This is a genomic window from Streptococcus sp. E17BB (assembly GCF_041807725.1).
GTDB lineage: Bacteria > Bacillota > Bacilli > Lactobacillales > Streptococcaceae > Streptococcus > Streptococcus entericus.
On sequence record NZ_JBGTZC010000017.1, the window covers coordinates 1 to 20,440 of the forward strand.

Sequence of the window (20,440 nt, forward strand, 5' to 3'; positions counted from 1 at the left end):
TCAACAATTTGTTGCTTAAAGTCATCACTAAATTGACGACGGATTTTTCTAGACATAGAGTTCTCCTGTTTTCTTTAGTGTAGAACACTTTATAAATTCTGTCTAGTTTAGTGTAACCGATTCACGTTAACCGTTTGACCTTCAATGTAAGTGTTGGTTACAGCGTTAGTTATTCCAAGATAGTTTCCTTGAACTGAGTTTATTTGCCTAAAAGATCCTCTTTTGTAGAGTTCAACTTGTATATCAAGCTGTAAAGTTGTTCTAGCTACTGTAAATGTTCGGCGTAGAGTGTGTGAGAATTTGTCTCTAGTGGCGTTTCTAAAGGGGCTTCTTGGTAGAATATTAGGTATAAGTTCGATTGTTTCCACGACTTCGCCTGTGTCTAAATCAGTCACGGTAGCAACCTCAATGTTTCCGTTATTGGAGTAGGAAACATCAATATTATCGTGCATATAGTCGTTAACTGTAAATTCTAATTTTTCAAATGACACAACTAGTTCTTCGCCAGTATTAGCACTAGCGACAGTTTGTAAATTAAACAGGGTTAAAAGAGCGACTATCGAAAGTATCAATTTTTTCATTTGAGCTATTCCTTTCTCACGTGAAGCAACTTTTGAGGTCATCATCTTTGAAAAAACGGATTAATGATACCCTTAAAATTAGTGCTGTAGCCACTTTTCTTTCTCCTCCTTTCCAGAGAAAAGTGGCAACAAACAACAGGAAAACGTTTTCTTCTATCGCTTTATAAAATGATTGTCAAAGATTTATGTGCTGTTTTAAAAGATATGAAAAATAATTCTGTGTTATACTTAAAACAAGACTTCCCCATCCTCAACCAGCTGGTCAACGATGAGCCACTGGTCTATCTGGACAGTGCGGCGACCAGCCAGAAGCCGCGGCAGGTCATCGAAGCCGTTCAAGCTTACTACGAAGCAGATAATGCCAATGTCCACCGAGGTGTGCATACGCTGGGCAATCGAGCCACGACTGCCTATGAGGCAGCGCGTGAGACTGTTGCCCGCTTTCTCAATGCGAGCTCTAGCCGAGACATTATCTTTACCAAGGGAACGACAGATAGTCTCAACCTAGTGGCTGGGCTGGCTGGTCAGGTTTTGACCGCAGATGATGAGGTCATTATTTCCATTATGGAGCACCATGCCAACCTCATTCCGTGGCAGCAGGTTTGCCAGCGGACAGGAGCAAAGCTGGTTTATGTGGGGCTGGCAGATGGTGGCTTAGACATGGCGGACTTGCGGGCAAAATTATCGCCTAAGACCAAGTTTGTCAGTCTCTGCCATGTGTCAAATGTGCTAGGGGTGATCAATCCTATCGCAGAGATCGCTCAGTTGGTGCACGACGTGGGGGCTTACTTGGTGGTGGACGCTGCCCAGTCTGCTCCCCATCTGCCCCTTGATGTGCAGGCGCTGGGCTGTGACTTCCTCGCTTTTTCGGGGCATAAGATGTTGGCTCCTATGGGGATTGGTGTTCTGTATGGTAAGGCAGATTTGCTCAACCAATTTGAACCCACGACCTTTGGTGGGGAGATGATTGATTTTGTTTATGAGCAGAGCGCAACTTGGAAAGAAAGCCCTTGGCGGTTTGAGGCAGGAACGCCCAATGTGGCTGGGGCTATCGGCCTTGCGGCGGCTATCGACTATCTGACTCAGCTAGGGGGAGATGCGGTGCACCGCCATTGCCAAGAGCTTCTCGACTATACGCTAGCGGGGCTAAAGAGCATGGACGGTGTGACCATCTATGGGCGGCCGCAGTCTGGACTGGTGTCCTTTAACCTAGAGGGGCTCCACCCCCATGATGTGGCGACGGCGCTGGATTATGAGGGGGTAGCCGTGCGTGCGGGTCACCACTGTGCCCAGCCCCTCAATCGTTACCTAGGCGTGAGCGCAACGGTGCGTGCCAGCTTTTATCTTTATAACACGCTGGCGGACTGTGACAAACTGCTGTTAGCCCTGCAAGCAACCAAGGAGTATTTTGATGGCACTTTCTAAGCTAGACAGCCTCTACAAGGCGGTGGTCACAGATCACACAAAAACCCCTCACCACCGAGGGCTTCTCCCTGAACAGGCTCCCCACACCCTCCACAACCCAACCTGTGGCGACGTCCTTTCTCTCAGCCTTGAGCTGGTGGATGACCGTATCGCTGCGATTGGCTGGGATGGAGATGGCTGTAGCATTTCGCTAGCGTCTGCCTCCATGATGGCGGATAGTGTGTTGGGGCTCAGCGTCACAGACGCTCTCGCCATGGCAGAGCTCTTCTCCCAGATGGTACAGGGAGAGCCCAGTGACCCCAGACAAAAAGAGCTGGGAGATGCCCAGTTCCTCTCAGGGGTGTCTAAGTTCCCCCAACGGATCAAGTGTGCAACCTTAGCGTGGAAGGGGTTGGAAAAGGCGTTGAGCGATATAGAAGACAGATAGTATAGAAGTTACCGTAGGAAAAAGAAAGGACACTTATGTCAGAAACAACGGAAATCATTGAGCCCACACCGATTGACTTGGGCGAGTACAAGTTTGGCTTTCATGATGAGGGCATCGATTTGGTGGCTTCGACCGGCAAGGGGCTGAGTGAGGTGGTCATTCGTGAGCTGTCGCAGGTCAAGGGGGAGCCAGATTGGATGCTGGACTACCGCCTCAAAGCCTATCAAGCCTTTCAAAAGATACCCATGCAGGACTGGGGGGCAGATTTGTCGGAGCTGGATTTTGATGACATCGTTTATTATCAGAAGGCTTCGGACAAACCAGCGCGTTCTTGGGACGATGTGCCAGACAAGATTAAGGAGACCTTCGAGCGAATTGGGATTCCAGAAGCTGAGCGAGCCTATTTGGCTGGTGCGGCTGCCCAGTACGAGTCCGAGGTGGTCTACCACAACATGAAAGAGGAGTTTGAAAAGTTAGGGATCGTCTTCACCGATACCGATACCGCTCTTAAAGAGTACCCTGACCTTTTCAAAAGATATTTTGGCAAGCTCGTTCCGCCAACAGACAATAAGCTAGCTGCCCTTAATGCGGCAGTTTGGTCAGGAGGCACCTTTATCTATGTCCCTAAAGGGGTCAAGTGTGATATTCCCTTGCAGACCTATTTTCGGATTAACAATGAAGGGACAGGGCAGTTTGAGCGGACGCTAATCATCGTTGATGAGGGAGCCAGTGTTCACTATGTGGAGGGCTGTACGGCTCCGACCTATTCGACCAATAGTCTCCATGCTGCCATCGTGGAAATTATCGCCCACGAGGGAGCCTACATGCGCTACACCACCATCCAAAACTGGTCAGACAATGTCTATAATCTGGTGACCAAGCGGGCACGTGCCGAAAAAAATGCCACGGTGGAGTGGATTGATGGCAATCTGGGCGCTAAGACGACCATGAAGTACCCGTCTGTCTACCTTGAGGGTGAGGGAGCGCGTGGCACCATGCTGTCCATTGCCTTTGCCAATAAGGGGCAGGTGCAAGATACGGGGGCCAAGATGATTCACAATGCCCCTCATACTAGCTCGTCGATCGTTTCCAAATCCATCGCCAAAGGCGGCGGTGCAGTCAACTACCGCGGTCAGGTGATCTTTAATAAGAATTCCAAAAAATCGGTTAGCCACATCGAGTGTGATACCATTATCATGGATGATTTGTCCAAATCGGACACCATTCCCTTCAATGAAATCCACAACTCCCAAGTTGCTTTGGAGCACGAAGCCAAGGTGTCTAAGATTTCCGAAGAGCAGCTCTATTATCTCATGAGCCGAGGCCTGTCTGAACAAGAAGCCACCGAGATGATTGTCATGGGCTTTGTCGAACCCTTCACCAAGGAACTACCGATGGAATACGCCGTTGAACTCAACAGACTGATTGCCTATGAGATGGAGGGCTCTGTCGGATAGAATGCCGAGTGGCAAACGAGCCATAGGGCTCGTTTACACCGAAAGTCTTCCGACAGAAGTGAGTAGTTACTGGTGACCAGTTGAGGCTGGGACAAAAGTCCTAACCTCTCAAGTGATTTTTAATTTTCAAGCAAGGCGCATTGGGTGAGTGGGCTCTAATTCGCTGATTTTATCAGCTTTCACAGCCCTACTCAACTGTGCGGAGGTGGGGCGACTCATCGGATTCTGACGAATGACCGATTTTTGCCCCACTCTCAACACCACCGTTCTGTCGACTGAGGTGATAGGTAGGGAAAAGCGAGATTAGGTATAGATTGTTAAAGAAATTGCGATTGCTTATTGTTGGTTTTAGACCGTTTATGAGGCGGTAGAAGGGTTTGTTTTATAACTCATGCTAAAACTTTTCAACCTTGTGTAAAAAATAGGGCAATAATCTCTAAAGCTCTGCTATTGTCAAAAAAACGAACCTGCTCCAGTTGATCGGGGTTTGTGATATAATAAGGTTAAGTGAGGTGACTATGGATTTAGGACGTTTAGCGGTTGAGATGCGAGAGATTATAGAGGAGATTATTGAGCGCAGTGGCATTAAGCGAGGGCAGGTTTTTGTCCTTGGTTTGTCGTCTAGCGAGGTGAATGGTGGGGTTATCGGCAAAAATTCCAGTCAGGAGATTGGCGAGGTTATTGTCAAAACAGTGTTAGAGAGCTTGACTCGTCGTGGGGTTTATTTGGCAGTTCAGGGCTGTGAGCATTTGAACCGTGCCTTGGTTGTTGAGCGTGAGTTGTCCGAAAAGCTAGGTCTTGATGAGGTGTCGGTCTTGCCGACCTTGCAGGCTGGTGGCTCAGGGCAGGTGGCAGCGTTCAAGTACATGACTGATCCAGTTGTGGTTGAGTTTATTAAGGCTTTTGCGGGTCTGGATATCGGTGACACGGCGATTGGGATGCATGTTAAACACGTGCAAGTGCCTCTGCGCCCCAGTCAGCGTGAGCTAGGTGGTGCTCATGTGACGGCTCTTGCAAGTCGTCCTAAGCTAATCGGCGGTGCTCGAGCTAGTTATGCGACGGATGCGATGAGAAAGGCGTGAGTGATGTATCAATTAATTGCTTTTGACATGGATGGCACCTTATTGCGGAGTGACCATACGATTGACCCGGAAACGGTTGCAGCGCTGGGGCGGGCGGATGAGGCTGGCAAAACAGTGGTACTTGCGACAGGACGGTCGGCATCAGAGTTACAGGACTATTTGCCAGTTCTGCCGATGGTTCGTTATGGTGTGCTTGCTAGTGGTGGTTTGATTTATGATTTTTCTACGGAGACAGTTTTGGCAAAAAAATCCTTATCAGCTGAGGTTGTTGCGACGGTCTGTGATTTATTGGATAGAGAAGATGTTTTTGTCGTGGTGATGGCTGACGGGCAAGGTTATGTGCAGTCCAGTCAATTTAATCGGATAGAGGCCTTTTATATGGAGCAGTTTAGACAACTCTATCTGGATACGGCAGTCTTTGTATCTGATTTAAACCAACTCTTAGCAGAGAAAGCCTGTGAGAAAATCAACATCTACTTTAAAACACCCGAGTTGAGAGAAGCCTATGCGGATCAGTTGGCTAGCTCGGCTATTACCCTTGTAAAAGCCGAACGAACAGGTCTTGAGTTGACCGCCCAAGGCGCAGATAAGGGGGCAGGCTTACAGCTGCTCTGTCAGCGATTGGGTTTTGGGATGGCGGAGGTTATCGGTGTTGGCGATAGTGATAATGACCGTACCATGTTGCAAGAAGCAGGTATGGGGCTGGCGATGGGCAACGCCAAACCCAGTATCAAGGCTCTGGCTAACCATGTTGTGCCAACAAACGATGAGGGTGGCTGCGTGGAAGCTATTGAGCGTTACTTGCTAAGATCGTGATGCTCGATTGAAAAACAGAAAAATAAGAATCGGTAGCCTGGGTGAGCTACCGATTGTTTTAGTTTTCTAACGTTTTGCTGTGATGCCAGCCTCTTGCAAGGTTTTTTGAAATAGTTGATAGAAGGTGTAGTAGACACTTTCTTGCTTGCCGTTTTCAACCAGCAGTTCAACACGGTAAATGGTCGACTGGTCTAGGGCTTTTCGAGCGCCTAGATAAGTGGGGCTGTCCAGAACATGTGGGTGGTCAGCAGCGGCTTGATTGCCGACCTCTGTTAACAAGCTGTTAACGTGATCAAAATTAGTATCAAAAGGCAGTGGCAGGTCAATCTGGACACGGCGATTGCCCCGTGAGTAGTTTGAGACGTAGGTAATGTGACGGTTTGGGATGATATGAATGGTGCCGTCACTGCTTTTGAGCTGAGTGGTTCGGATGCCTAGGTTAGTGACTTTACCTGCGATATTTTGGATAACCACCTGATCGCCCACATCGTATTGGCGTTCAATTAAGATAAAGGCACCATTGATTAAATCTGTTAAAAAGCCCTGTGCCCCCAGTCCAATGGCTAAACCAGCGATACCAGCGCCAGCAATAAGGCTGGACACAGGTACACCGATAACAGCCAGAATCCCATAGCCTGTTAAAAAGAAAATGGTGTAGTCAGAAAGGCTCAAAAAGAGCTTGACCAAGGTTTGCTGACGGGCAAGGTCTTGGGCAGTGAAGGGTGGGGTTTTAGAGCTCAGCCATTTGACCAGAAAATGGGCGAGGCGCCTAGCGAGCCAAGACAGTAGGAGAATCAGAAGAGTGTAGGCCGTTTTTGCACCGAGTGAGGTCAAGAGTTGGTCCCAGTCAAGGGTCAGCACATCGTTAATCAGAGTTTTCATAGCCCTAGTCTAGCAAAAAAAGGCTGACTTGTCACCTGTTGGGAGATGACCAAGAAAATTGTCGAGGTTGGCTATAACTTGTTTAGAATGGTTCTTATTTGAGGATACCTGTTATACTAAGTATAACAGGTATTGATTTAACAATCAATACCTTAACCCCAATGGTCAAACAAGAAGGAGGAGACCGTGATTCTATTACAAGATATTTTACAGTTTTCAGAGGAAGAATTGCCACGGGTACGAGTGAAGTTCAATAATTGGACAGGTGAAAATCCCTTGCAGAATTATTTAGCCGATCCTGAAACAGTTGATAATTTTAATCTTTTTTGGAGAAATAAAAATCGGAATTATTCTGTTGGCGATATTGCAGTAAATCTCGTCCAAATGGGGCATGATAAATGGTTGTTGACGACCATCAAGCGGGTAACGAAAGAACTAGGCGTTACTTTTGGACAAAATTATGAGGGTCAGGTAGTGGAGAAGTATTCACCTTATTTTGCTAGGGTTATTCTACATTGCAAACGTCCGGGTCGAGCTCCTGTCTTTGGGTTTCAGACAGTAGCTGACTCTTTAGAGGTTTATGAGATTTTACCAGAGATTTATGGAGGTGAAGCCTTTCCGGGGTATGACAACCTTTGTCTTTCTTATCAACAGTTAGAACTGATTTTACGCTTGGGTAAAAAAGATTGGCTTACCGCTTTGACCAATCAAAAAGCTGTTTACCTCATTACGGACCGTCACACTGGAAAGCTCTATGTTGGCTCGGCAACGAGTGACGCGGGCATGCTCTTGCAACGCTGGCAGTCCTATATTGCCAATGGACATGGTGGTAACAAGGGATTGAAAAAGGTCATTGACAGTGAAGGATTCGACTATGTTAAGGAACATTTTCAATACAGTCTACTAGAAAATTACAATGCTAAGGTTGATGATACCTATATCTTAAAACGTGAAAGTTATTGGAAAGAAGTTCTGCAAAGTAGAGCATTCGGCTATAATGAGAATTAGGAGGGAATATGAAAATCGTTGAGGTGAAGCACCAGCCGTCCGAACGCCATGCTGCACAAGGGAAATTACGTGATATCTTAAGAGAAGCCAAGCCGAGAGGTTATTCAGTTACAGAGTTGGGAGGGGTGGACATGGGAACTGGCTAGTTTACCGTAAAGCAGCTCTATTGGTTGTTGTAGAAGAAGATGGGGAGCATATTGAAATGAATGTGACTTCTCATGTCAAAAAACTATATGGCCGACAAAAGCTAACAAAGAAATTAGTAGAAACCTTTCGTTCAGATATAGCTACAGGAAAAATTGGTGTGGATGACTTGTAACCTGACAGGAAAGGAGGTGAGTGCGATGCAAAAATGGTTGGTTGTAGACCAATTTGGAAACAAATTGGGCGAATTTTATGATAAGTTTTCCGCAGAACAATATGCGCAAAACATCCCAGGAGCCAGCGTTATCCCTGGCTAAAGGGAGATAGAAAGGGAGAAGAGAATTATCTCTCCCTTTTTTAATCGCCTGTTTTATGCTAAAATAGGGGTATGCAACACACAGATATCGTTTACGGCGTACATGCCGTGATGGAAAGTTTACAAGCTAACACTGGCAACAAGCTCTATATTCAGGATGACCTGCGGGGCAAGAATGTTGACAAGGTCAAGGCACTTGCGGCGGAGAAAAAGGTCTCTATTTCATGGACGCCGAAAAAGACCCTGTCCGAGATGACGGACGGTGCGGTGCATCAGGGCTTTGTCCTGCGCGTGTCGGAATTTGCGTATACGGACTTGTCGGTCATTTTGGACATGGCAGAGCAGGCAGATAATCCCCTTATCCTCATCCTTGATGGGCTCAATGACCCACATAACTTTGGCTCAATCCTGCGGACAGCTGATGCTACAAATGTGACAGGGATTATCATCCCCAAACACCGTGCAGTTGGTGTGACGCCTGTTGTCGCTAAAACCTCGACAGGAGCAGTTGAGCATGTCCCTATTGCTCGCGTGACCAATCTCAGCCAAACCTTGGATAAGCTTAAAGCTGCAGGTTTTTGGATTTTTGGGACAGACATGGACGGGACACCATCTACCAAATGGAACACCGCAGGCAAGGTTGCCCTTATCATCGGCAATGAAGGCAAAGGCATTTCAGCTAATATTAAAAAACAAGTCGATGAGATGGTGACCATTCCCATGAGTGGGCATGTCCAAAGCCTCAATGCCAGTGTCGCGGCAGCCGTACTCATGTACGAAGTCTATCGGAATCGGTTGAGTTAATGAGACAGACAATCTATAGCATTATTTCTGTTGAGGGACGGGCGAGCATCTGGGCAAAATGTTATGATGGCATGATGATTGGGGTCATTTTGCTTAGTTTGTTGCCCCTGATGAGCAAGGGAACAAGCCCCATCATGACAGGTATCGAGCAAATTGTTGCCATTATTTTTGCCTTTGACTACTTACTCAGGCTAGCGACCGCTGATTTCTACCTCAAAAAAGGCTCCTTGTCTTTTTGGCTCTACCCCCTAACCTTTCTAGCCTTTATTGATGCCATTAGTTTTTTGGCTGCCTTGCCCTTGGTTAACAATAGTTTCCGCCTGCTCAAGGTTTTTCGTCTCATTCGATCACTCAGGGTCTTCAAAATTTTTCGTTATTCTAAAAATATTCAACTTGTTGTAACGGTCCTTAGAAAGCAAAGCGAGTCATTGTTGTTGGTGGCTGTCTTTGCTTTAGCTTATATCTTTATTTCCGCTCTGGTCATGTTTAATCTTGAACCGCATCAGTTTCATCAATTTTTAGACGCTCTTTATTGGGCAACAGTGACATTGACTACTATTGGCTATGGTGATCTTGTTCCACAGACAGATTGGGGCAAATTGCTGACCATCTTCAGCTCTATTATTGGCATTGGTGTGGTTGCCTTGCCTGCAGGGATTATCACAGCGGGATATTTGGAGGAAATAACAGCACGTGAAAAATAAAAAAACAGCGTTTTCAATCGCTGTTTTTTAGTGTATAATAGACCTATCATATACAAGGAGAATCTAATGAAACGTTTAATTTCTTGCTATGCGAGCGACATCGAGAACATCACCAAAGATGAACTCAAACAGGCTATTTTGACCAGTGAAGGTCGGACGATTTTGGGGGAGACTGTGGTGACAGCTGCTCCCCTGATTGAAGGGGTTACTAACGCAGAGATGATGGCGACGTTTGGTTGTGACCTCTTGGTGCTTAATGAGTTTGACGTGTTTGACAAGAGCATCGTCGGCTTTTACACTTGTGACAATCCTATCGCTGAAATCAAGCGCCTGACAGGTCGTCCCATTGGAATCAACTTAGAACCTGTCGACAAGACCCAAACCGTCCTTGATGAGCAGGTACACATTTCCCTCGATCGTCAGGTCAATGAGCAGAGTCTCAGAGCAGCTCGTGAGCTGGGTGTTGATTTTATCATGCTGACAGGGAACCCATCAACTGGAGTGTCTCTGGCTGCCATCAAAGAAGCTATCGTTTTGGCTAAAGAACACTTTGGTGGCCTCATTTTCGCAGGGAAAATGCATGGGGCAGGGCTGGGAGAACCGGTGGTCAACCCTGAAGCCCTCAGAGACTTTATTGCACTTGGTGCTGATGGGGTTCTCGTACCAGCTGTAGGGACAGTACCTGGCGTACGTGAGGAGGGGCTTGCTGATATCGTTGCTGACCTCAAAGCCCAAGGTGCCTTAGTCATGTCGACTATCGGCACTAGTCAGGAAAGTGCAGACCTCCAAACCATCAGAGACTTTGGTCTCAGCAATAAGCGTGTTGGCACAGATATTCACCACATTGGTGATGGGGGTTATGGACGCATGCCTGACCCAGAGAACATCATGGCATTAAGCATTGCTGTTCGAGGCAAGCGGCATACCTATTTCCGCATGGGACAATCTGTCCGCCGTTAAATCAAGCAAAGGAGATTAGATGACCTGTATTTTTTGTGACCTCATCACCCCAGAGCAAATTCTTTTAGAAAGTGATCAGTTCAAGCTTGTTTTTGATATTGATCCTATTCAAACAGGTCATTTGCTATTGTTCAGCAAGCGTCATGTCTTGAGCATGGCAGACCTCTCGTTATCAGAGCGTCATGAGTTGGTTGACTTAGAAGCTAGGCTAATCGCCCTGTTGGAAGCCCATCTACCGATTGATGGGGTCACTCTGGCAAGCAACGACAAGGGGTTGATTGACGAAGGAACGCATTTTCATGTTCATCTGATTCCGCGATGCACTGGAGATGGTTTTTGGGATAAGATTGACCTTGAAACTTGTCAGTGGGAGTTGGAGACATTTTTGAAAGCTCTCTAAGTTGACAGGATAAGCAGAGGACAAGACAGTGTGGTCGCATTCCTATCCTGACCTTTAGGTATAATCAATTGGAGTGTGGGACAAAAAGCGGTCATTCGTCAGAATTCGATGAGTCGTTAGTCCACTCAACCGCTGTGCCTTGCTTGAAAATTAAACATCACTTGAGAGGTTAGGGCTTTTGTCCCGGCCTCCTTTTTTAGTCATAAAACAAGTAAAAAGTTAATAATAAAAATCTTTTTGTAAAATATACTTGACAAAATTCATCTAAAGGAGTAGACTGAAGGTAACTTAAACATACAGGAGGGTTGCGATGTTTTCCAAACAAGACCTTGTTAAGAACCAGTGGTTAGCCATTGTTCTGACCAGCGCCGTAGATGGGCTAGCCTTACTGGTTGCGTTGACAGCTGAGGATAACTTTCTCATCAAGCTAGCATGGGCGGTAGTCGTTTTGACAACACTTTTTTTGCTGGGACTAGTCATGGGGCTCAGGACGGCTAAACTGCTCCAGCATAAGATTGATACAGGCGATTTGTCTGATTCTCGCTTGCGCCGACTCAACACTAGACCTGTTTATGACGAACGGCAGCAAAGTTTCCTGCTTAGAAGCTATGCTGTTGGTTTTTGGTATGCCATGGCGGTGTTTGTTTTCTCCATCTTCGTCGGTCGGTTTTGGTCTGATGTCATCTCACTTGACTTCATGGTGGTGCTAGGGCTCTATGGCGGCGTGGGATTGACCATGACCTTGGCCAATCTCAAGGGCGTCTCCCCCTTCGTTGATGACCGCTTTGGGAGACAGGGTCAGCTGGTGGGTTGGATTGCCACGCTTTTTGGGCTGCTCATCACCCTATCCTCTCTTTTAGGGACAATAGCAGAGCAGGAGATATTAAGCACCTTCTTTATCAGAGGGGGGTCAGGTTCGCTCTTCGTTTTAGGACTTTGCCTCTTTAGCATGGGGGCTAGCATCCTCTATCGCCGTTATCAGGACAAGAAAGAGGAGGACGAGTAGATGGTGATGTTACTGGCGCTAGTGTATGTGGTCTTTCTAGTTAAGCTAAATCAGTCTAAGAGACTAACTACCAAGCAGGGAGCGGCTTTCTTATGGCTTTATCTGGTGGCTAACCTTGTGTGGACAACGTCTCAAAAGCCCTTGAACTGGGGAGCTGGCCTAGTGGTTTTAGGGGTCGCCTTGCTTACTCAGATTTTGAGCAGTTGGTTCAAGCAAGGAAAGTAGGTGAGAGATGAAAAATCTTCGTTTAAAGGCTGCTCGGGCTGGGAAAGACCTCTCCCAGCAAGCCTTAGCAGAGCTGGTTGGTGTCTCGCGCCAGACTATTTCTGCCATCGAAAAAGGAGACTATAACCCAACCATCAACCTCTGTATCGCGATTTGCAAGGTTTTAGATAGGACCTTGGATGACCTGTTTTGGGAAGGATGAGTATAGGAAATGCAGGCAGAAACGTCTGTTGACCATCTGTGTTTGTTTAGTCATCAGATTTTTACCAAGAAATGGTAGTAGCACTTTACTGATGGAGTGCATCATTCGTCAAACATTCACATTATGGTTAAAGAGTTTTGGTAAGGGAGGACTACAATCGGTTGTTCGGTGGCAGTCGATATTCCTTGATCTGTCAACTATCTAGGGGCGGCTTCAACATTTAGGGGAGTGACTGTTGAAGGGCGAGCCTTGAGACAAGAAAGCGAGCAGCAGTCAGGGAAAAGCTTTTTTTGGGGTTGATCGAGGAGACGATTTCGAGCGTCAATCCTATCTTTCAGACGGTTTTTAAAACTTTCTTGAAGAATAAAGACAAGATTGTCAACGCCTTGAAACTGCCTTACTCAAACGCTAAACTAGAGGCGACAAACAACCTTATCAAGGTCATTAAACGGAATGCTTTTGGGTTTCGGAAGATAAAAACTTCAAAACTCGCATTTTCATTGCGCTAAACATAAAACGAGAGAAGACTAAACTTGTCCTCTCTCGGTGTTAAGTGGGTCAACCCACTACAGTTGACAATGAGTCAAGAAACCCGCATCTGGTCAATTGACCAGATGCGGGTTAACAGAGTGTGATTAGTCCTCACGTTTTCTCAGGCTAGTCAATCCTAGAGCCGCAACAAGGGCTGCACCGTCAAGAAGAGCTAGGCTAGAGCTTGCCTCACCGGTATTTGGCAAGGTTAGTTTGCTAGCATCAGGTGCACTGCCAGCTGGGGTTGGCGCTATTGGCGCTGAGCCAGTCGGCTGCGTTACTGGTATATCAGTTGATGTTCCAGGGGTTGACACTACTGTAGCTGGTTTGTAAACAATACCATACTCACTGAAGTGCTCTGCCGTGAAAATCACGACTTTCTGAGTTTGACCAGAAACAGTTGTCACCTCAGCAGTGCGGAATGGCAGGCTGTCTGCCTTGTCACTGTTTGGCAGGTAAACCACTGTGGCGACTTCCTTACCCGCATCCACAGGCAGGCTAACTTCGGCACGACCAGCCATCTTGATGATCTTACCATGTTTGTCAACCAATTCGATGTCGAAGAGGTCGTAGTCCGCACCCTTCAGAACTGATGGGGTCGCCACATGACCAGTTTCCTTAGCCACAATCCGAAGAGCAACAATATTAGCATCCTCTCCCTCAGACAAGAGCACCTGAATACCTGTCGCCTTATCTTCCAAGATACGGGCTGGTGTCACAGCTGGTTGAGTTGGATCAGCTGGTGGGGTCACAAGGTTAGTACCAACCCTCTCACGCTTAGGCTTAGCAGGCTTAACAGGGATGGTCTCCACAACCTCTGTACCAGATTCCGTCAACTCATCATCAACATAAGTATCTAGATAAACATGAATTTCCTCACCTGCTTCCCCATCTTCAATGATGATTCGACCTTGTTCTAAGCTGTCATCATTGACGCGAACTGTATCGACTGGGATAGGGATAACCACTGATACACGGCGTTCTTTCTGGCTAACTACCTTGCGTTCCAATCCTGCGATGGCTACTTTAAGCGCTGTATTGGCTGCATCAATAGCCTCCTGATTATCAGCCGCAGTGTAGACTGCAATGGCATCACGAACGGCTTGATCGAAGGCAGCAAGTCCAGCTGCTCTATACTCGTCGCGAGCAATCTCTCCTGCTTGATAGAGGGTATTGCGCAAGTAAGATAGGGTAACTGGAACTTCTGTCGATGGGGTTACCGTTACCACAGGGGTCAATTCTGCTACCGCAACAACCTTGTTCACACGTGCAGGACTCCAGTGATGGGTTTCAAGGGCTGTGAAGCGGAAGAATTTGGCTGTCACAGGCGTGAAGTCCATCGGAGTTGACGCAATACCGTCAACCATGTTAATGGTGTTGTCCGCATTGCCATTGGTAAAGGTCACGCGGTTAAAGGTCTGACCGTCTGTGCTGTATTCCAGGAAGGCTTTTTTAACATTACCAACCGCATTGGCAATCTGACGTGGAGTATAAAGGACACGCCCGACTTCCTGAGCTTCAGCTAATTCAATGGTCAAGCGCTGTGGTTCAACCGTGTTGTCCTTATTGGGGTTGCTTGCCCAGTAAGTTGTTGGGTTCTTATCTGTGGCAGAGCCTGCTGGACGTTCACCACCATCGTTGGGGTCAAAGCTGGTTGCTGTTGGCGCACCCAATTCGGTTGCGACTTCATGCGGACGAGGGGATACTTGATCAAAGAGTGCTGGGGCTGACTGGAAGTCTCTAGCCTTGTCTTCTAAGATAAAGCGGCTGATGCTGCCATCAAAGTCTGGCGATGCCACACGGAGAGTTGATTTTTCCAGCAAGTCATTGACCTTGGTCTTATCATGAGCAGTATTATGAAGCTGACCGTCAATAAAGAGCTTGAGGCTACCATTTTTCTCACGGACAGCGGTGATAACGGCTTCCTGATCTGGTTGAATGAGGACATCCGCGGTACCACGGTCAGCTGCCTTGAGGGTGCTAAATGGTGCCGAAGTCACCTGCAAGCCCTTGACATCAAAGATGACACGACCAGCCTCGTCAACAGACAGGCGCCATTGACCATCTTGTTCAGCGATGGTTTGGTTGAGGCTGTTGAGGGTGACTTTTGCTGTCACAGAGAAGGGACCACGACCCTCGATGCCCTCTTTGAGCAGAGGCGTCGCCTTGTCCACAGCTGTGATGTCTTCAATCACGCCCTGATTGTAGGCTGTCACGAACAAGGTGCCTGTCGCCTTGTTTGGTCTTGGGGCATTGTCTGCGACATCGGTGTAGGTCACTTCTGCCACTTGGCGATCGTTCAGAGGGGTGCCCAGGGTCAGAACAGCTGTTCTCAGGTCTTTGTTGTAGGTAACTGCTGTCACCGTATTTCCTGCGACAGCAAAGCTGGCTCCTGTCGGCAAGATCCGCTCATCAAACTCAATGCTGATGATGTTATCAGCGATAGCTTTTGCCACCAAAACCTCAGGCGCCTTGGTGTCCGCCGTTTTCGAAAACTGGAAGATGACGGTTTCATAAGGTTTGAGGGTCAGGCTGATTTGGTCGCCATAGTTGGTCAAAGCGGTGCTATCATGGCGCTTGTCGCCGTGAACAGTGGTTCGGTGCATGCCAGTCATGCCCTCACGCACCCCGACCAGGCGATCCAGGGTAATGGTGTAGGTCTGCTCGCTGTTAATCGGGTTCCGAATGGAGAGGATACCAGTCTCCTCATCCCAGGCAGAGTAGCCGTAAACCTCACCGTGACCTGGCTTGCCGCCGTGAAACTTGGCGTGTTTTAGGGTCTCGTAGTTGGCTTCAATCCAGTTGACCACCTCACCGTTGACCTGCCACTTCTCATCATCCATCATGTTGTAGCTGTAGTAGAACTCCCAGAAGCCTGTGCCACGGGTTCCCAGCATGAAGAGATAGGTTCTCAGGTCTTCAGCAGAGAAGTTGATTTTTGGTCGTTGACCTTGGGCGTTTGGCTCCAACTTCTTACCAGAATTGGCGGTATTCCCGTAAACTGGGTCATGGTTGTAGATGTTAGCAAATGGCAACTGCCACTTGCGGAGGTTGACCAGTTCCTCGTAACGGTCGTCACGATAGGTAATGGCTTCCGCAGCATCATTACCGAAGTCCAGATGGGCGTATTGAGCCTTCTTAACATGGTCTTGGTAGTCCACGTCAGCCGCATTTTGCATCCAGATGGAGTTGACCCATTGCAGGAACCATGGTGATGGTGGAATGTAAGAGGTCAGGTTAATCCACATCTTATCAGGGTCAGTTGACTCCCGACGAATGGTTTCATAGAGACCAATCCAGCGTTCATGAGCCTCGGTCATGGAGTACATGTTTCGGTGACCACCACCGATGAAGTTGCCGTTTGGATCGGTATCGGAGCGTGGATTGAGCAGGAGACCATCTAGCTTCCAATAGTTGATGTCAAATTCCTTGTCGTAGTTGGCAAAGAGATTGTCCATGCCCTCAACATAACGTTTGTCACCAATGTAAACCACACCAGCATGCTTAGACGCTTTGCCTTGGCGAACCAGGTTGTCCGCCAGTCGACCAGGCTCAGAATAACCGCCCTGAGGGCCGACCCAAAGACCGAAGTCTGAGCCGAAACGTTTAACCTGCTTACTGGAATCGTAGAGCTTATTAGGGAATTTCTGGTTGAAATCCCATAGAGTCGTCATGTCTTGCCAGCCATCATCCACAACGTAGGAATGAAGTGGCGATACTCCGCCATTGACAAAGCCACGCTCAATCTCATTGAAGCTGGACTGGATGTTGTCAGCCGTGATATTGAGCATGTGGTCGAACCAAGAGTTGTACTGCTTACGGAAATAGGTATCCTGACCAATTTTGGAAATGTAATCGTAGAAATCCTGCTGGATAACCTGATAGTCATCTGAACGGGCGACACCGACAACCGTGTTCCAGGTTCGAGTGTTGCCTGACGCATCCACTCCCAGTTGAGCCAAGGTTTTACCAGAATAGTAGCGAGAAATCATCTGGTTCTTGCCAGCCTCAACGGTATTGAGGGCAACAGGGAATTCTGAACCCGTGTAGAAGCTCTTGATGTAGACTGGCTGACCAAGACCCGCATAGAAGCCGTTAAAGCCTGCCATCTCAGCAATGGCTGCCTGGTTTGAGAAATCATGGACACGATCCGTCGCCTTAATCTTAAAGGACTGAAGGTCGATAGTGTCAATGGTTAAACGTTCACGATCAGCTTCAGGTACTGATAAGAGCAAATGAGCCTGACTAAACTTGCTGTCCTTGGCTAAATCAACCACGTATTTAACGGTAACGGGAACGTTTTGGTAAACATGCGGTTTGAAAGTGAAGGTCAGTTTTTCCCCTTCGTTTGAACGCTCACGCTGAATGCCATTTTCAGCCAGAATCAGCTTGTCTAGGCTGATTTGGTATTGATCAAGGTGAGCTTCCATACGGGCAGTGTAGTCAGCGACTTTTTGAGCCTGCTCTGCGATGAGCGTCGTTGCTGAACGGTCAGAGACGTCGAATTCAGCCGCTGCTGCAAATGGTTGACCATTTTGGGCTGACAGGGCTTCAAACTTAATGGTTTTGACATTGGTCAAGCGACGTCCCAGGTCAATAAACTGAATCTGACTTGGGTTGTCAGTGATGGTGCCAGCTTTAATTTCTTCATAATCGACAGCACCATCTGCCTTGGCATAAATCTTGTAATCCTTAATCAGACCATTCTGCCCACCATCTTGACGAGGCACATAGATAAAGGTTTCAAGGTCTCTAGGGGTTGGTAAGGTGATTTCAACATGGGCAGGCAGGGTGTTTGGGGTGCCGATACCATTGTTGTAGTTGCTGTGCCAAATGGTGCCCAAATTATTGTCCTGAGCTAGGGCAACAGCACCCTCACGCGCCCCTGCATTGGCGGCCGAGTTGGTCGTCACCGTCCAACTGGCCTTATCCTGGGCATAAGGTTCGTAGCTCGGCGGGGTTGGACGGGTGCTTGGATCAGTCTCTTTGAACCGGATCACAAACTCCTTAGACCCCTCTTGGAATTCCAAACGATCGCTACCATCGGCTAATTTATTTTCAATGCTGGTGGTGCGAAGCTTGCCATCCTGAACCTCAAAATGCCTAGCGATAGCCTCATTTTCCAAGGCAATGCTTTGGTTGTTCACCGCAATCGTGGTCACTTCTGGGGCTGGACTATTGGCGACGAGATTGGCTTCTTCCGCTGTTGAAACCCCTGTCTCAGCTGTCGGGGTTGCTCCCTGACCAGTTGGGGCTGGGCTTGTACCTTCAGTATCAGCCTTAACCTCCACGCCTGATAAAAAGCTCATCCCAATGATGACCGAGCAGACGCCGACGGTCAATTTACGGATGCTAAACTGACTTTTCTTGGTGAACAAGTGCTTGTTCATAGAAATCCCTCCTTTTTGTAATCGTTTACTAACTCTTTGATTATAGTATAACTAGCCTAGAAAATCAAGTGTTTTTGTGCGAACTTGTTTTATTTTTGAAAAATATAAACAATTGATAACAAAGGAAAACGTGGCAACTAGAGCAAACAAGCTACCAGCTCTGCTATTTTCCCAAAAATGTGCTATAATAAAAAGGACATCAATTTTTTGGAGAAAGACGTGAGTATAGAAGACTATATACCGACCTTTGTGGTCGAAGCGGTTTATGATTTGCGACCTGATGCCTTGCGTGCGCAAGGGATTAAGGCTGTTTTGGTGGATTTGGACAATACCCTGATTGCCTGGAATAATCCTGATGGGACGCCGGAATTGCGGGGCTGGTTGGATGAGATGACAGAGGCTGGTCTGCCTGTGGTGGTCGTGTCCAACAACAAGCAGTCGCGGGTAGAGCGTGCGGTGGAGCGGTTCGGTGTTGATTTTGTTAGCCGTGCCATGAAACCTTTTGCTTACGGTATTAACAAGGCGATTGCCCGTTATGGCTTTGGCCGCGATGAGGTAGTTATGGTCGGCGATCAGCTGATGACCGACATTCGAGCAGCTCATCGGGCGGGTATCCGCTCCATTCTGGTTCGTCCCTTGGTGACCACCGATGCTTGGAACACCAAAATCAACCGCTTTAGAGAGCGTCGGGTCTTGCAGAAAATCGAAGACAAGTATGGTCAGCTCACCTATCAACGGCAATTATCGGAGGTAACTTATGACGTTTCTCGTGAAATTACTGATTAGTCTAGTGGCTTTTGTCATCAGTTTTGGTGTGATTTTTGGCCTCTTTCGTCTATCCTATACTTTTTTGCCCTATCTCAGTGCGATTTTTCTCGGCACCTTGCTGGCAAATCTGGGTAGACGGCTTTATACACATCACTTAGAAAGTAAAAAGAAATGAACGACACCTTACACTGTATCGGCTGTGGCGTTGCCATTCAGACAACCGATAAGGCTGGTTTGGGCTTTACGCCTCAGTCAGCACTCGATAAGGGCTTAGAAACAGGAGAGCTCTACTGTCAGCGTTGTTTCAGGCTCCGCCATTACAACGACATCACGGATGTCTCGAATTCTGATGATGAGTTTTTGAGACTGCTCCACGAGGTTGGCGACAGCGACGCCTTGGTGGTTAATGTGGTGGACATCTTTGACTTCAATGGTTCCATTATCCCGGGGCTCCCGCGCTTTGTGTCAGGCAATGATGTCCTCTTGGTCGGCAATAAAAAAGACATTTTGCCCAAGTCTGTCAAGGATGGCAAGGTGACCCAGTGGCTGACCGAGCGATCGCATGAAGAGGGCATTCGTCCTGTTGATGTCCTATTGACTTCTGCTCAAAACAACTATGCCATTAAAGAGTTGATCGCAAAGATTGACCACTACCGCAAGGGCAGGGATGTCTATGTGGTTGGCGTGACTAATGTCGGTAAGTCCACCCTGATCAATGCCATCATTCAGGAAATCACGGGCGACAAGGACGTGATCACGACCTCTCGCTTTCCTGGGACGACCTTGGACAAGATTGAGATTCCCTTGGACGATGGCAGCTATATCTATGACACACCGGGTATTATCCATCGCCATCAGATGGCGCATTACCTGTCCGACAAGGCCCTCAAACTAGTCACTCCTAAAAAGGAAATCAAGCCCAAAACCTACCAGCTCAATCCTGGACAGACCCTTTTTCTCGGCGGTCTGGCACGGTTTGACTATCTTTCTGGGGAAAAGCAGGGCTTTACAGCTTATTTGGACAATAACCTGCAGCTCCATCGTACCAAGCTAGCTGGGGCAGATGCCTTCTATGACAAGCATGTCGGCGGTCTCTTGACCCCGCCTGCTAGCAAGGAAGCGGCTGAGTTTCCAAAGTTGGTCAAGCATGACTTTACCATCACTGAAAAGAGCGACATCGTTTTTTCAGGACTGGGCTGGATTCGGGTTGGCAGTGCTGGCAAGGTCTCCGCTTGGGCACCAGAAGGTGTCGCTGTGCTCAAGAGAAAGGCGATTATCTGATGAAGAAAGTTGTGATAGTGCTACTTGGTTT

General features: G+C 47.7%; 21 protein-coding genes and 1 pseudogene. 19 read left to right on the forward strand and 3 right to left on the reverse strand.

From position 1 onward, the window contains the following. Positions 1–107 precede the first annotated feature (107 nt). On the reverse strand, positions 108–626 hold the full coding sequence (locus tag ACERC7_RS05480; protein WP_373666356.1) for a hypothetical protein: 519 nt from the start codon (positions 624–626) through the stop codon (positions 108–110). Positions 627–785: 159 nt separating this feature from the next. On the opposite strand from ACERC7_RS05480, the gene ACERC7_RS05485 reads away from it, so the two are divergent. The 5 genes from ACERC7_RS05485 to ACERC7_RS05505 all read left to right on the forward strand — a co-directional run bounded on the left by ACERC7_RS05485 (position 786) and on the right by ACERC7_RS05505 (position 5,788). Next, positions 786–2,006: an aminotransferase class V-fold PLP-dependent enzyme gene (locus tag ACERC7_RS05485; RefSeq protein WP_373658886.1), complete on the forward strand. Its 1,221-nt coding sequence runs from the start codon at positions 786–788 to the stop codon at positions 2,004–2,006. Then, positions 1,993–2,433, forward strand: a complete 441-nt coding sequence (gene sufU, locus ACERC7_RS05490; protein ID WP_373666357.1) for a Fe-S cluster assembly sulfur transfer protein SufU — start codon at positions 1,993–1,995, stop codon at positions 2,431–2,433. The genes ACERC7_RS05485 and sufU overlap by 14 nt, the downstream gene beginning before the upstream one ends. 35 nt (positions 2,434–2,468) lie before the next feature. Then, the gene (gene sufB / locus ACERC7_RS05495; RefSeq protein ID WP_373658888.1) at positions 2,469–3,890 is read left to right on the forward strand and encodes a Fe-S cluster assembly protein SufB; all 1,422 of its coding nucleotides are present in this window, start codon (positions 2,469–2,471) and stop codon (positions 3,888–3,890) included. Positions 3,891–4,408: 518 nt separating this feature from the next. Beyond that, a complete protein-coding gene (locus ACERC7_RS05500; protein WP_373666358.1) occupies positions 4,409–4,972 on the forward strand; it encodes a TIGR01440 family protein in 564 nt (187 codons plus the stop codon). 3 nt (positions 4,973–4,975) lie between these two features. After that, complete coding sequence (locus tag ACERC7_RS05505) at positions 4,976–5,788, forward strand: Cof-type HAD-IIB family hydrolase (RefSeq protein ID WP_373666359.1); 813 nt, start codon at positions 4,976–4,978, stop codon at positions 5,786–5,788. Between the two features lie 66 nt (positions 5,789–5,854). On the opposite strand, the gene ACERC7_RS05510 is transcribed toward ACERC7_RS05505, so the two are convergent. After that, complete coding sequence (locus ACERC7_RS05510; RefSeq protein WP_373666360.1) at positions 5,855–6,670, reverse strand: mechanosensitive ion channel family protein; 816 nt, start codon at positions 6,668–6,670, stop codon at positions 5,855–5,857. A gap of 186 nt (positions 6,671–6,856) precedes the next feature. Between ACERC7_RS05510 and ACERC7_RS05515 the strand changes: the two genes are divergently transcribed. The 11 genes and pseudogenes from ACERC7_RS05515 to ACERC7_RS05565 all read left to right on the forward strand — a co-directional run. Further along, a complete protein-coding gene (locus ACERC7_RS05515; protein ID WP_373660390.1) occupies positions 6,857–7,678 on the forward strand; it encodes a GIY-YIG nuclease family protein in 822 nt (273 codons plus the stop codon). A gap of 8 nt (positions 7,679–7,686) precedes the next feature. Then, the gene (locus ACERC7_RS05520) at positions 7,687–7,824 is read left to right on the forward strand and encodes a hypothetical protein (protein ID WP_373666361.1); all 138 of its coding nucleotides are present in this window, start codon (positions 7,687–7,689) and stop codon (positions 7,822–7,824) included. A 20-nt stretch (positions 7,825–7,844) separates the two neighbouring features. Beyond that, positions 7,845–7,997: a hypothetical protein gene (locus ACERC7_RS05525; RefSeq protein WP_373666362.1), complete on the forward strand. Its 153-nt coding sequence runs from the start codon at positions 7,845–7,847 to the stop codon at positions 7,995–7,997. Between the two features lie 213 nt (positions 7,998–8,210). Next, positions 8,211–8,942 carry a 23S rRNA (guanosine(2251)-2'-O)-methyltransferase RlmB gene (gene rlmB / locus ACERC7_RS05530; RefSeq protein WP_373666363.1) on the forward strand — a complete coding sequence of 244 codons (732 nt, stop codon included), beginning with the start codon at positions 8,211–8,213 and terminating at the stop codon, positions 8,940–8,942. Then, positions 8,942–9,646, forward strand: a complete 705-nt coding sequence (locus ACERC7_RS05535; RefSeq protein ID WP_373660386.1) for an ion transporter — start codon at positions 8,942–8,944, stop codon at positions 9,644–9,646. Before rlmB ends, ACERC7_RS05535 begins: the two co-directional genes overlap by 1 nt. Before the next feature lie 66 nt (positions 9,647–9,712). Continuing rightward, the gene (locus tag ACERC7_RS05540; RefSeq protein ID WP_373666364.1) at positions 9,713–10,606 is read left to right on the forward strand and encodes a haloacid dehalogenase-like hydrolase; all 894 of its coding nucleotides are present in this window, start codon (positions 9,713–9,715) and stop codon (positions 10,604–10,606) included. Positions 10,607–10,625: 19 nt separating this feature from the next. Continuing rightward, positions 10,626–11,006 carry an HIT family protein gene (locus tag ACERC7_RS05545; RefSeq protein ID WP_373660384.1) on the forward strand — a complete coding sequence of 127 codons (381 nt, stop codon included), beginning with the start codon at positions 10,626–10,628 and terminating at the stop codon, positions 11,004–11,006. Positions 11,007–11,316: 310 nt separating this feature from the next. Next, complete coding sequence (locus tag ACERC7_RS05550) at positions 11,317–12,012, forward strand: hypothetical protein (protein WP_373666365.1); 696 nt, start codon at positions 11,317–11,319, stop codon at positions 12,010–12,012. Continuing rightward, the gene (locus ACERC7_RS05555) at positions 12,013–12,237 is read left to right on the forward strand and encodes a hypothetical protein (RefSeq protein WP_373666366.1); all 225 of its coding nucleotides are present in this window, start codon (positions 12,013–12,015) and stop codon (positions 12,235–12,237) included. A gap of 7 nt (positions 12,238–12,244) precedes the next feature. Then, a complete protein-coding gene (locus tag ACERC7_RS05560; protein ID WP_018367605.1) occupies positions 12,245–12,439 on the forward strand; it encodes a helix-turn-helix transcriptional regulator in 195 nt (64 codons plus the stop codon). A 287-nt stretch (positions 12,440–12,726) separates the two neighbouring features. After that, positions 12,727–12,992, forward strand: a pseudogene (locus tag ACERC7_RS05565) (transposase); the annotation flags it as partial. Between the two features lie 82 nt (positions 12,993–13,074). Here ACERC7_RS05565 and ACERC7_RS05570 read toward each other — a convergent pair. After that, complete coding sequence (locus tag ACERC7_RS05570; protein WP_373666367.1) at positions 13,075–18,360, reverse strand: discoidin domain-containing protein; 5,286 nt, start codon at positions 18,358–18,360, stop codon at positions 13,075–13,077. Positions 18,361–18,579: 219 nt separating this feature from the next. Between ACERC7_RS05570 and ACERC7_RS05575 the strand changes: the two genes are divergently transcribed. Genes ACERC7_RS05575 through yqeH form a run of 3 tightly spaced genes read left to right on the forward strand, consistent with a single transcriptional unit; the run spans position 18,580 to position 20,409 of the window. After that, positions 18,580–19,146: a YqeG family HAD IIIA-type phosphatase gene (locus ACERC7_RS05575; RefSeq protein ID WP_373658902.1), complete on the forward strand. Its 567-nt coding sequence runs from the start codon at positions 18,580–18,582 to the stop codon at positions 19,144–19,146. Further along, positions 19,118–19,303: a hypothetical protein gene (locus tag ACERC7_RS05580; RefSeq protein ID WP_373658903.1), complete on the forward strand. Its 186-nt coding sequence runs from the start codon at positions 19,118–19,120 to the stop codon at positions 19,301–19,303. The genes ACERC7_RS05575 and ACERC7_RS05580 overlap by 29 nt, the downstream gene beginning before the upstream one ends. After that, complete coding sequence (yqeH, locus tag ACERC7_RS05585) at positions 19,300–20,409, forward strand: ribosome biogenesis GTPase YqeH (RefSeq protein ID WP_373666368.1); 1,110 nt, start codon at positions 19,300–19,302, stop codon at positions 20,407–20,409. Before ACERC7_RS05580 ends, yqeH begins: the two co-directional genes overlap by 4 nt. Positions 20,410–20,440 lie beyond the last annotated feature (31 nt).

What these genes read in the sequence shown, in the direction of transcription:
- ACERC7_RS05520 (WP_373666361.1), top strand. Translation starts at nt 7,687, where the DNA reads ATGAAAATCGTTGAGGTGAAGCACCAGCCGTCCGAACGCCATGCTGCA.
- ACERC7_RS05480 (WP_373666356.1), bottom strand. Translation starts at nt 626, where the DNA reads ATGATGACCTCAAAAGTTGCTTCACGTGAGAAAGGAATAGCTCAAATG.
- sufU (WP_373666357.1), top strand. Translation starts at nt 1,993, where the DNA reads ATGGCACTTTCTAAGCTAGACAGCCTCTACAAGGCGGTGGTCACAGAT.
- rlmB (WP_373666363.1), top strand. Translation starts at nt 8,211, where the DNA reads ATGCAACACACAGATATCGTTTACGGCGTACATGCCGTGATGGAAAGT.
- yqeH (WP_373666368.1), top strand. Translation starts at nt 19,300, where the DNA reads ATGAACGACACCTTACACTGTATCGGCTGTGGCGTTGCCATTCAGACA.
- ACERC7_RS05485 (WP_373658886.1), top strand. Translation starts at nt 786, where the DNA reads ATGAAAAATAATTCTGTGTTATACTTAAAACAAGACTTCCCCATCCTC.
- ACERC7_RS05560 (WP_018367605.1), top strand. Translation starts at nt 12,245, where the DNA reads ATGAAAAATCTTCGTTTAAAGGCTGCTCGGGCTGGGAAAGACCTCTCC.
- ACERC7_RS05505 (WP_373666359.1), top strand. Translation starts at nt 4,976, where the DNA reads ATGTATCAATTAATTGCTTTTGACATGGATGGCACCTTATTGCGGAGT.
- ACERC7_RS05500 (WP_373666358.1), top strand. Translation starts at nt 4,409, where the DNA reads ATGGATTTAGGACGTTTAGCGGTTGAGATGCGAGAGATTATAGAGGAG.
- ACERC7_RS05540 (WP_373666364.1), top strand. Translation starts at nt 9,713, where the DNA reads ATGAAACGTTTAATTTCTTGCTATGCGAGCGACATCGAGAACATCACC.
- ACERC7_RS05535 (WP_373660386.1), top strand. Translation starts at nt 8,942, where the DNA reads ATGAGACAGACAATCTATAGCATTATTTCTGTTGAGGGACGGGCGAGC.
- ACERC7_RS05555 (WP_373666366.1), top strand. Translation starts at nt 12,013, where the DNA reads ATGGTGATGTTACTGGCGCTAGTGTATGTGGTCTTTCTAGTTAAGCTA.
- ACERC7_RS05545 (WP_373660384.1), top strand. Translation starts at nt 10,626, where the DNA reads ATGACCTGTATTTTTTGTGACCTCATCACCCCAGAGCAAATTCTTTTA.
- sufB (WP_373658888.1), top strand. Translation starts at nt 2,469, where the DNA reads ATGTCAGAAACAACGGAAATCATTGAGCCCACACCGATTGACTTGGGC.
- ACERC7_RS05550 (WP_373666365.1), top strand. Translation starts at nt 11,317, where the DNA reads ATGTTTTCCAAACAAGACCTTGTTAAGAACCAGTGGTTAGCCATTGTT.
- ACERC7_RS05510 (WP_373666360.1), bottom strand. Translation starts at nt 6,670, where the DNA reads ATGAAAACTCTGATTAACGATGTGCTGACCCTTGACTGGGACCAACTC.
- ACERC7_RS05580 (WP_373658903.1), top strand. Translation starts at nt 19,118, where the DNA reads ATGACGTTTCTCGTGAAATTACTGATTAGTCTAGTGGCTTTTGTCATC.
- ACERC7_RS05570 (WP_373666367.1), bottom strand. Translation starts at nt 18,360, where the DNA reads ATGAACAAGCACTTGTTCACCAAGAAAAGTCAGTTTAGCATCCGTAAA.